Source organism: Microvirga sp. GN3, from assembly GCF_055792825.1.
Window position 1 is genome coordinate 1 of sequence record NZ_JBVVAK010000241.1, and the last position, 8,679, is coordinate 8,679.

Below are 8,679 nucleotides of genomic sequence, written 5' to 3' on the forward strand. Positions count from 1 at the left end.
CTGATGAGTTCTCTGGACCCGAGACTGCCGGGGCTGTGCAACCCTGACCTGCTCCGCCCCGGCAGTCTCTGACCGACCACAGACCAATGACCCATCACCCGTCGCACTTCGGCTTGATTCCACACTTGGTTATGTCAACGACGTGATCGACCTGGACCGTTAAGCAAATACGGCGAAACGGAAACCAAATAGAGCGACGCTGTTAATCAAACTGCGGCGCCGTTCTTAAGGAAACGCTCTCAAGCGCCTGTAGGAGCTCCTACGCAGTGTCTAGCTGTGAGATCTGAGGAGATTGTTCATCCCATCTGAGGGCCTGAAGGTGGTCGCTGCGACACGAACCCCTGATGGACCTGAGGAATGAACAACCCGCACCAGAGTGCCCGCACGACCCGCCTGGGTCGAGCGGAAATGATCCGCCGCGTCTTGGAAGACGGTCTGCGATTTTCGATTTAGAGCGCGCTGGGTTTTCGCTAACGGCGATTCATGCAAGGCGAAAATGATTCAGAATCCGGCCAATCTGCCCTGCCCGCGGCAAAGCCACCGTCCCGCCGTCTCCAGTTTCAGGATCCCGTCGCCGTCAGTCGAGGCTTGTGTCCGAACTGATGGGTTTCGTCCGCCGTGCTGACACCCAGTAAGGCCTGTAGGGTCAGCCGCGGAATGCCACGTTCGAGCATGTGAGCCTTGCAGGCCTCCCGGAGTCCCTCAGTCCAACCCGAAACCCAATCCCAAGGGTCACTATGCGGTTCGACAGGTCGACAAGCAACGGGATGGGACTGCCCTGCCAGTCACCTTGAAGGGTCGGAAACAATGGGCCGTCGGCAAGACCTTTGGGAGATGCCGCGAGATATTCGTCGATCAGCTCGACCAGCAGCGGTACCACTGGCAGCGTCCGCCCACCTTTGTCGCTGGGGAGATGAATGGTCGCTTCCGGCTCCTTCACATAGTCAGTCCGCCTGGCGCGAATGAGTTCGGTGGCTTGGGCGCCCAGAACGTACATCAGCGCGAACATGACGGTGTTCCGCTGCGTTGTCGGGCGGCCAGGCGATGATCCTTTCGGCATCGTTCACCGTGAGGATTTCCCGGGGGCCCACTGGCACATATCCTGGGCGCTTGAGAAGGCTGAAACCCGGCACGATCACGCCGGATGTGTTGTACAGACGGTGGCCAAGGGTTCGCAGAGCGCCGATAAGGGTCGCCCGTTGTCTTAGGGCATCAATTCCTGTGGTCTTAAAATAATGATCGACGTCGGCCTGACCGACGGTCCTGAGACGAGCCAAGTCAAGCAACTCACCGTGTTCCGAGGCGAGCCAGGCAAAAAAGAGCTTGGCTCTGAGCGGCGCCCCGATTTCCCGAAACCTCGGTTCAAGGGCGTCGGGGGCGAGAAAACGTTCCAGTCGAGGTGAGTTAAGGCGTTTGGGCATTCCGCACCATGGCCTCACACCTGTTAACGGAAGGATTAGAACTCGTCTCCATTGTCCCGGCCAATCGCGATCCGCCGGAGATCCGGAAAAGAATGCAGCGTGACACCCACCTCAAGTCCGGAGGAGTTGTCTTGAGGATCCACACTGCGTCGGGTGGATCCCTTCCGTCCCGAATGAGAACCCAGGAGAGCCCCATGACCACGTTCAACGTCGGCTATCTGATTGGCAGCCTTGCCAAGGAATCGATCAACCGCAAACTCGCCATGGCGCTGACCCGCGTCGCTCCGGAGCACCTCACGTTCACCGAGATCCCGATCAAAGACCTGCCGCTCTACAGCTACGACTATGACGCCGACTTCCCGCCGGTCGCCAAAGCGTTCAAAGACGCTATCGCATCGGTCGATGCGGTGCTGTTCGTGACGCCTGAGTACAACCGCTCGATCCCGGGTGGGCTAAAGAACGCGATTGATTGGGCCAGCCGGCCGTATGGGAAAAACTCGTTCACCCGCAAGCCCTCGGCTGTCATCGGCACCTCGCCCGGCGCGATCGGCACGGCGGTGGCCCAGCAGCAGCTGCGTAGAGTCTGAGCTTCTGCAACTCGCCCCAGATGAACGCGCCTGAGGCATATATCCAGTTCAAGCCCGGGCTGATCACCGATGACGGCGAGGTCACGGACGATTCCACGGCCGAATTCCTGAAGAGCTACATGTCGGAGTTCCATCAGTTCATCGTGCGGGTCTACACCGCCCTGCCCCGGGATGCCTGAGGGGTCCGGGTGGACGGAGCAAATGACCAAGGCAGTGAACAGGCGATGCCATCTTTACGCACGCAACGCTGGTCGAGGAGTCCCACCTCCGTCCGCCGACGTTCCGACCATGGAACATCCGGTCGGGCAAGCGCTGACACAGAGTGCCGACGCACTCACACCGTCAGACGATCGAGGACAGGGAACTGGGTCCATGCGACAGCACCGTCGCCAGCAGGCTGAGACCCCGCTCCAATAAGGCTTGGTTTCGGGCCGCGCCGAGAGAGACACGGATAGCATCCGGGGCGGACCCGACGGCGAAGGCCTCGCTCGGCACGAGGGCGAGGCCTGACTGCCGAGCGTAGGCGTTGAGGTCGGCCTGGCGCCAGCGTTCGGGCAGCGTCAGCCAGAGGTGATGCCCCTCTGGATGAGCCTGGAATTCAAGGCGTCTTAGGACCCGCCGCCCGATGGCCTGGCGTGCAGCGCTCTCTTCTCGGATCGCCGCTGTGATGGCGTCCAGCGTGCCATCGAGGATCCATTTCGAGGCCAGGGCCGCCATGAGTGGTGGCACCATGAGGGTCATGGCCCGGATCTCAGCCGCCAGCCGCAGCGTGTCCGCCAGTTCCGGCACGACAACGTAGGCCGTCCGCAGGGCGGGCGTCACGCATTTCGACAGGGTGGCGATGTGCCAGGTGATGTCGGGCGCGAGTGCCGCGATCGGCGCCGGCACCTGCCGCGGCAATGCTCCGAAAGCATCGTCCTCGATGATCGCGATCCCTTGCCGACGGGCCACCTCGGCGATCGCCTCCCGCCGCTTGAGGGACATGGTCGCGGTGGTTGGATTGTGGATGGTGGGCACGCAGTAGACAGCCTTCGGCTTCTCGCGTTGACAGGCTTCCTCGAGCGCGGCGGGATCGAGTCCCTCGTGGTCCATAGTCACTGGGACCAGATGCACCTTGAGTTGCTCGGCAATGGCCCGCAGGCCCGGATAGGTGAGATTCGGAACGCAGATGGCATCGCCCGGTCCCGTCAGGATCCGCAGGACGGCATAAAGCGCTGTCTGGGCGCCGCCGGCAACCACGACACGGTCGACCGGAAGCGTGCCCAATCGCCCTGCAAGCCAGCGGGCGCCCGCGATGCGGTCCGGCCCGGCTCCGACGCTCTCCTGGTAATGCAGGCGCATTAGGCCGTGCGGCGACGAAAGCACGTCCGCGATCCCATCCTGGATGCGCTCGTGCAGTCTCGCCTCCGATGGCTGCGGCGGCATGTTCATACTCAGGTCGATGATCGGCAATCCGGTCGGTGTGACCTCCTCCCGATCAGGAATCCTTTTCCGCACGTAGCTTCCGCTTCCCGTGTTGGCCTCGATCAACTCCATCCGACGGGCCTCGTTGAAGGCGCGGGTGACGGTCGTGAGATCGACCCCGAGCTCCTTTGCGAGCTGGCGTTGAGGCGGCAAGCGGTGGCCGGGCTTGAGGTGACCGGACTCCACGTCCGCCAGCAGGGCCTCGGCGATGGCCCGATACTTGGGCCCGCTTCCCTTCTCAAGCTGCGGCATCCAGGACAACATGTGTTCCTGACCTTCTTGTCTTGTAATTGTATGGCTCGATCACGACATACATAATCTCTGCATCGAGCTCGCCGAGATTCTTGAAATAGCGTTAGATCGGGTGGCTTGGCAGGGAATCTACATCTTTTGTATGGGTAGTCAATCCATACAATATGGGACCCTTGGAATGCTTAGGGCGCAGATTGGAAGGAGCCGACATGACCATGAACCCCAGTGCCAAGGACGCCATCCTCAAGCACGGCCTGATGTGCCGCTGCCCCCGGTGTGGCAAGGGTCGCCTGTTCAACGGTTTTCTGACGCTCGCTCCGCGCTGCGAGGCCTGCAGCCTCGACTACTCCTTCGCCGATCCGGCCGACGGTCCGGCCTTCTTCATCATGATCATCATGGGCATCCCGGCGGCCGGGTTCGGTGTCTGGGTCGAGATCATGTGGGAGCCATCCGTCTGGGTTCACCTGCTCACATCAGGTCCGTTCCTCTTGCTGACCTGCATCCCACCGATCCGCATCGCCAAGGGCATGCTCGTCGCGAGCCAGTACTTCCACAAAGCCGAGGAAGGTCGCTTCGAGATTCCGCGACGGACTGCAGGTTCTGACGGGCAAGTTGCCGCTGGCGGCTGAAGGCCCTGCGGTCGCGTCCGAACAAGGAATAGACAACCAGACCCGTGCAGGGCATGGTCAGGCACAGCAGCATGCAGACGAGTGTCGCCTGAGGGCATCAATTCTCCGGAAGGATGAAGGTGCCGGTGAGCAGCGCATAACCAGCCAAGGGCGGTAGTCCAGGTCATCCCGTCCGTCTCCCGTCAGGCAGTGGCCTTCCGTACGGGCCCCTGCACCTGTCCGCCTTCACGAGCGCGGAACGTCGCTGCAGCGGGACAACCTGGTTCCGTGCCTGTGGTTTGGCTGGCACCGTGGCTTATTCGGACATGTGCCTTGGTTCGCCGTCTCTGCCGGATATCCGAAAGCCTGTCTCAGGCGTTGGCGGATTGAAGCCGCAGCCCTGGGAAAAGGTCGTGGCGAGCCACGCCCGAATGCCGAGCGCACGATGAACCTGAACAAGACACGGCCTGAACCCGTCCGGCCGCGCGAAAGGAGGGTCCTCCGGCGGCGGATGGCCCGAAAGCCTACGCCGATCCGGATCTCCACCATGACATGGCGACTCATCCTGCTTGGCCTGGCTGCCCTGCTGGCGTTGATCCTGTGGGCGGTGCCCATCGTGCCGGCCCTCGCGCTTGTCGGCTTCGCGGTGGCCCTGGTGTTGTCCTTCCCGGTTCACCTGTTCGCACAGTTTGTTCCCCGTAGCCTGGCGATCCTGCTGTCGTTCCTGATCCTGCTCGCCGTAGTCCTCCTGCTGGCCTACATTCTCCTGCCCCTGATCGTGTCCCAGGCCGGCGCCCTCGTCACCGCCCTGCCCGATCTGGTGCAGAACCTGGAGCAGTATCTGGTACGGGCGCTCCGGGCGCTGCATGCCCGTGATCTGTTGCCCGACACCCCGGAGGCGGTGGCGGGACGCCTGATCTCGGATATCAAGGACAGCCTTGGCCTGATCGCCAACAATGTGCTCGGGCGTACGCTCGGAATTCTCTTCGGCACCTTCAGTTGGGCACTGACCCTGTTCGCGGTGATCTTCATCGCTGCGTCGCTGCTCGCCAATATGCGCTCGTTCAAGGCAGCCTATCTCACCAGTGTGCCGGGCCATTAGCGCCACGACGCTTTGGCGTTCTGGGATGCGCTCGGCCACGCCCTCTCGCGCTACCTGGGCGGGCTTGCGGTGGTGCTGTTCCTGATCGGGGTGCCCTATTCACTGGCGCTGGGCGCCTGGGTGTCGATCACGGCGGTCATTCCCTACCTTGGCGCCTGGATCGGGGCCATTCCAGCGCTGCTGGTGGCATTCTCCATCTCCCCGACCGCGGCCGTGCTGACTGGCATGCTCTTCCTGGCCATCCAGCAGTTGGAGGGCGACGTTCTGACACCCCGCATCCAGGCTCAGACCATCAAGGTGCCCTCGGTCCTGGTCTTCCTAGGCGTGCTGGCCGGCGGATCTCTGGCTGGGATCACAGGCGTCCTCCTCGCCGTGCCGTCGCTGGCAACGCTCCGCGTGATCTTCGATTTCTTTCGCGTCAGGCTCCGGACGGAACCCAGCCCTCTCGATCCGCCGCCCGGATGAACTTCGACAACGGACCTGCCGCCTCATCGGAGGGGCGGTACGGCGAGGATGTCAACGTCGAGGGAGCGCAAGACCTCCTCGGTCACGCTGCCCAGAAGCGCCTTGGCGATGCCCGTGCGGCCATGCGTCCCGATGATGAGGACATCGGGTTTCGTTTGCTCCACGGTCTTGGAGATCACTTCAAACGGTGCGCCCTCCTCGATGTGCAGCGCCTGTCCGTAATCAGCGATCCCATTCGTCTCCAGGAATTCGGTCAGCTCCTTGGTGGCCCGGAGGCGCTCGTCGGCCACGTACCCGTCAATGGTGTCCTGGCTCAGTCCGGCATAGAACATCTGTCCTTTCGCCAGCGCCTGAAAGGCATGAACGAGCGCAAGCCGGGCGCCGCCGGGCAGCCCCAGGGCGTTCGCGGTCTGAATGGCGTGCACGGACGGCTCGGACAGATGGATGGCAGCCAGCGCCGTCCGGTACGGCTGCTGCACCTCCTTGTTGACCATCAGGACCGGTGACGGACCCGTACGGATCACCCGCTCGATGGTCGTTCCGACCAGGATGTCGTGCAGGAGCTGCTTACGATGGGCTCCCATGACGATGAGGTCCGCACCCGTCGACACCGCGGCACACAGGATGCCGTCGAACGGGTCGCCCTCCACGACGAGGGCGCGAGGCCGGAGCCCGCGTAATTCGGCGATCGCACCGATCTGCTCGCCGAGGATGCGTTCGGCCTCACGCCTTTCAAGCGCCACCAGCTCCGGCGGCTGGTCATCGTCCACGACGTGCACGAGAGTAAGTGCGGCACCGCTGTCCCGCGCCAGCAGGCCCGCTCGCCGCAAGGCCCGCTGCGACCGGGTCGAAAAGTCCGTCGCTGCGAGGATGTGCATGGGTTCGTCTCCTGTAAGTGCGAATATCCGGAGCTTTCACGCAACCTCAACCGAGCTCCCGTATCCCGCTTTCGCGGGCAGGTCGCCCTACCCGATCTGGTCGATCACGAGCTTCCGGATCTCCTCACGGGTCATCGGGCTGGGTTGCGGCGCCCACGCCGGAACCACGACGGCCTTCGCGTCGGTTGGTCGGCGGTCGGACGTCTTACTGACAACTGGAATTTTGCCGGCGACTGGAATCTTGTTTTCGGGTTTCATTCTTCTTCTCCTTTGCCGCTGCGAGGCAAACCGCTGCGGCGTGTCTTGTTGCGGGTTCAGGCGTCAAGGCCGGCTATACGCTCGAGCTGGGAACGCACCTGTCGCACCGTCAACTTGCGCCATCCGCCCGTTGGCCCCTGCCACTGGATGGACTGTCCCTCCGACAGACCAATCAGGGCCGCACCGACCGGCGTCAGAACCGAGACCCGTCCGGTGTCCGAGTCTTCCTCGCCCGGATACACCAAGGTGACACGACGGTTCTGGCCCGTCACGTTGTCCCGGTATTCGACCTCCGAATGCATTGTCACGATATCCGGGCGGATCGCGCCGGGTGCCGCGATCATCGCGCGATCGAGCTCGTCCGCCAGCATCTCGGCGACCGTGTAGCGCTGGCTGTGAACACCAGCGGTCGCAATCCGGGACAAGCGATCGTAATCGATCGCGGAAATGGTAATGGGAGGCAGGTTCATCGCTTGCATTGTCGTCTCCAATTCTTGACTGGGCCCCGCCAGATAAAGGCGGTGGGCTCTCCCGTGCTGCGGATCAGGACGGTCCGCAGACGATGACCGAGACCGGGTCGCTGGCCGGAAAGGTTTCCATCAGGGCTTCGTCAAGTCGGCGGTCGAGCTCGTCCCACGAATTGTCTGGCCCATGGTCTGACGGATCCGGTGCATTCACGGCGGCCTCCGATTCATCCGGCAGAAGCCTGAACTGAACGTCCTCCACTACGACCCCATGCAACGGCCCATCCGGGCTCGTCCGGAACGGCATGCGGTCGCCCACGCGAAGGCCGAGCAGGGCAATCCCCAACGGCGTCAGTACGGACAACTCGGCCCCCGGCCAGAGCAGGTCCTGTGGATGGACCAGGACGTGCGCCGTCGGCCGGCCGCCATTGATCCGGTATGTAACCTTCGCGTTGGTCGAGACCACGTCGTCCGGCAACGCCTCGGGATGACAGAGGGAGGCCCGCCGCAGCTCCGACATCAGGAACTGGCGGTGCGGCTTGCGTCGGTTGTGCTCCATGGCGGCGACGGACATGAGACGGTTGTAGTCGTGCGTTGCGATGGTGACCTGCGGCAGGTCAATGGTTGTGTTCATGAGATGATCCTCCTAAGCAGCACCGGTCCGGGTTGGCGAGCGCATTGCGCCGGGTGAACGGACGCGCTCGCCCGTGAACGGACCTGCTGAATCCAATTGCGAGATTTGTCATGACCCCGAACAGCGGCGGCGCGAGGCGTCCGGCCGGGTTCGGGGTTCAGTGGCCTGCGAAGAGGCAGCCTCCGCGGCGGATGAGGATATGAGACAGGGTAATCATGACAACGATAACGTAAGTATTAAAATGTAGTATTCAACCCTATTGAGCGCAGAGAATGACCAAAATTCTTCAAGTTTCGGATAGTGAAGCGTATTCAAAAATAAAATGGAATCGAACCTGCCGAACCAGATCTTGCTTGATGAAATCCGTCTCCCTGACGGGCATCCCGGGTGCGAGAAGTCTGAATCGCGGCCTCCGCAGTCGTCTAACCGCTTTTATGCACGAGGCGGTTGGAGAAGGCTGGCGGATGTAGCTTAAGCACTTGAAGCAGCGTAGGATTTAGTTGCTGAGACTAACCCCTGCCACCGATTGCACTGTGCCACACCCGC

The 8,679-nt window shown here is 62.5% G+C and carries 7 protein-coding genes and 2 pseudogenes; 3 read left to right on the plus strand and 6 right to left on the minus strand.

Annotated features, from left to right (window positions below; genetic code table 11):
• Positions 1 to 646: 646 nt before the first annotated feature.
• The gene (locus ACS5Q1_RS44790) at positions 647 to 1,009 is read right to left on the minus strand and encodes a hypothetical protein (protein WP_473104270.1); all 363 of its coding nucleotides are present in this window, start codon (positions 1,007 to 1,009) and stop codon (positions 647 to 649) included.
• A gap of 606 nt (positions 1,010 to 1,615) precedes the next feature.
• Between ACS5Q1_RS44790 and ACS5Q1_RS44795 the strand changes: the two are divergent.
• Positions 1,616 to 2,187: pseudogene (locus ACS5Q1_RS44795) on the plus strand (NADPH-dependent FMN reductase).
• 163 nt (positions 2,188 to 2,350) lie between these two features.
• Here the strand turns inward: ACS5Q1_RS44795 and ACS5Q1_RS44800 are convergent.
• Positions 2,351 to 3,736, minus strand: coding sequence for an aminotransferase-like domain-containing protein (locus ACS5Q1_RS44800; RefSeq protein ID WP_473104271.1), 1,386 nt, complete (start codon positions 3,734 to 3,736; stop codon positions 2,351 to 2,353).
• Positions 3,737 to 3,933: 197 nt separating this feature from the next.
• On the opposite strand from ACS5Q1_RS44800, the gene ACS5Q1_RS44805 reads away from it, so the two are divergent.
• Entirely contained in the window at positions 3,934 to 4,353 is a 420-nt protein-coding gene (locus ACS5Q1_RS44805; RefSeq protein ID WP_473104272.1) for a DUF983 domain-containing protein, read from the plus strand.
• Positions 4,354 to 4,879: 526 nt separating this feature from the next.
• Positions 4,880 to 5,899 (plus strand): annotated as a pseudogene (locus ACS5Q1_RS44810) (AI-2E family transporter).
• A gap of 23 nt (positions 5,900 to 5,922) precedes the next feature.
• Here ACS5Q1_RS44810 and ACS5Q1_RS44815 read toward each other — a convergent pair.
• The 4 genes from ACS5Q1_RS44815 to ACS5Q1_RS44830 form a co-directional block, all read right to left on the minus strand.
• Positions 5,923 to 6,777 (minus strand): universal stress protein, encoded by an 855-nt coding sequence (locus tag ACS5Q1_RS44815; RefSeq protein ID WP_473104273.1) that lies wholly within the window; start codon positions 6,775 to 6,777, stop codon positions 5,923 to 5,925.
• Between the two features lie 87 nt (positions 6,778 to 6,864).
• Complete coding sequence (locus ACS5Q1_RS44820; RefSeq protein ID WP_473104274.1) at positions 6,865 to 7,035, minus strand: hypothetical protein; 171 nt, start codon at positions 7,033 to 7,035, stop codon at positions 6,865 to 6,867.
• A 56-nt stretch (positions 7,036 to 7,091) separates the two neighbouring features.
• A complete protein-coding gene (gene rnk, locus ACS5Q1_RS44825) occupies positions 7,092 to 7,514 on the minus strand; it encodes a nucleoside diphosphate kinase regulator (protein WP_473104275.1) in 423 nt (140 codons plus the stop codon).
• 64 nt (positions 7,515 to 7,578) lie between these two features.
• On the minus strand, positions 7,579 to 8,133 hold the full coding sequence (locus tag ACS5Q1_RS44830; protein WP_473104276.1) for a GreA/GreB family elongation factor: 555 nt from the start codon (positions 8,131 to 8,133) through the stop codon (positions 7,579 to 7,581).
• Between the last annotated feature and the right edge of the window lie 546 nt (positions 8,134 to 8,679).

Excerpts from the sequence above, each read along its gene's own strand:
- ACS5Q1_RS44805 (WP_473104272.1), top strand. The coding sequence starts at position 3,934 with ATGACCATGAACCCCAGTGCCAAGGACGCCATCCTCAAGCACGGCCTG.
- ACS5Q1_RS44800 (WP_473104271.1), bottom strand. The coding sequence starts at position 3,736 with ATGTTGTCCTGGATGCCGCAGCTTGAGAAGGGAAGCGGGCCCAAGTAT.
- ACS5Q1_RS44820 (WP_473104274.1), bottom strand. The coding sequence starts at position 7,035 with ATGAAACCCGAAAACAAGATTCCAGTCGCCGGCAAAATTCCAGTTGTC.
- ACS5Q1_RS44815 (WP_473104273.1), bottom strand. The coding sequence starts at position 6,777 with ATGCACATCCTCGCAGCGACGGACTTTTCGACCCGGTCGCAGCGGGCC.
- ACS5Q1_RS44790 (WP_473104270.1), bottom strand. The coding sequence starts at position 1,009 with ATGTTCGCGCTGATGTACGTTCTGGGCGCCCAAGCCACCGAACTCATT.
- rnk (WP_473104275.1), bottom strand. The coding sequence starts at position 7,514 with ATGCAAGCGATGAACCTGCCTCCCATTACCATTTCCGCGATCGATTAC.
- ACS5Q1_RS44830 (WP_473104276.1), bottom strand. The coding sequence starts at position 8,133 with ATGAACACAACCATTGACCTGCCGCAGGTCACCATCGCAACGCACGAC.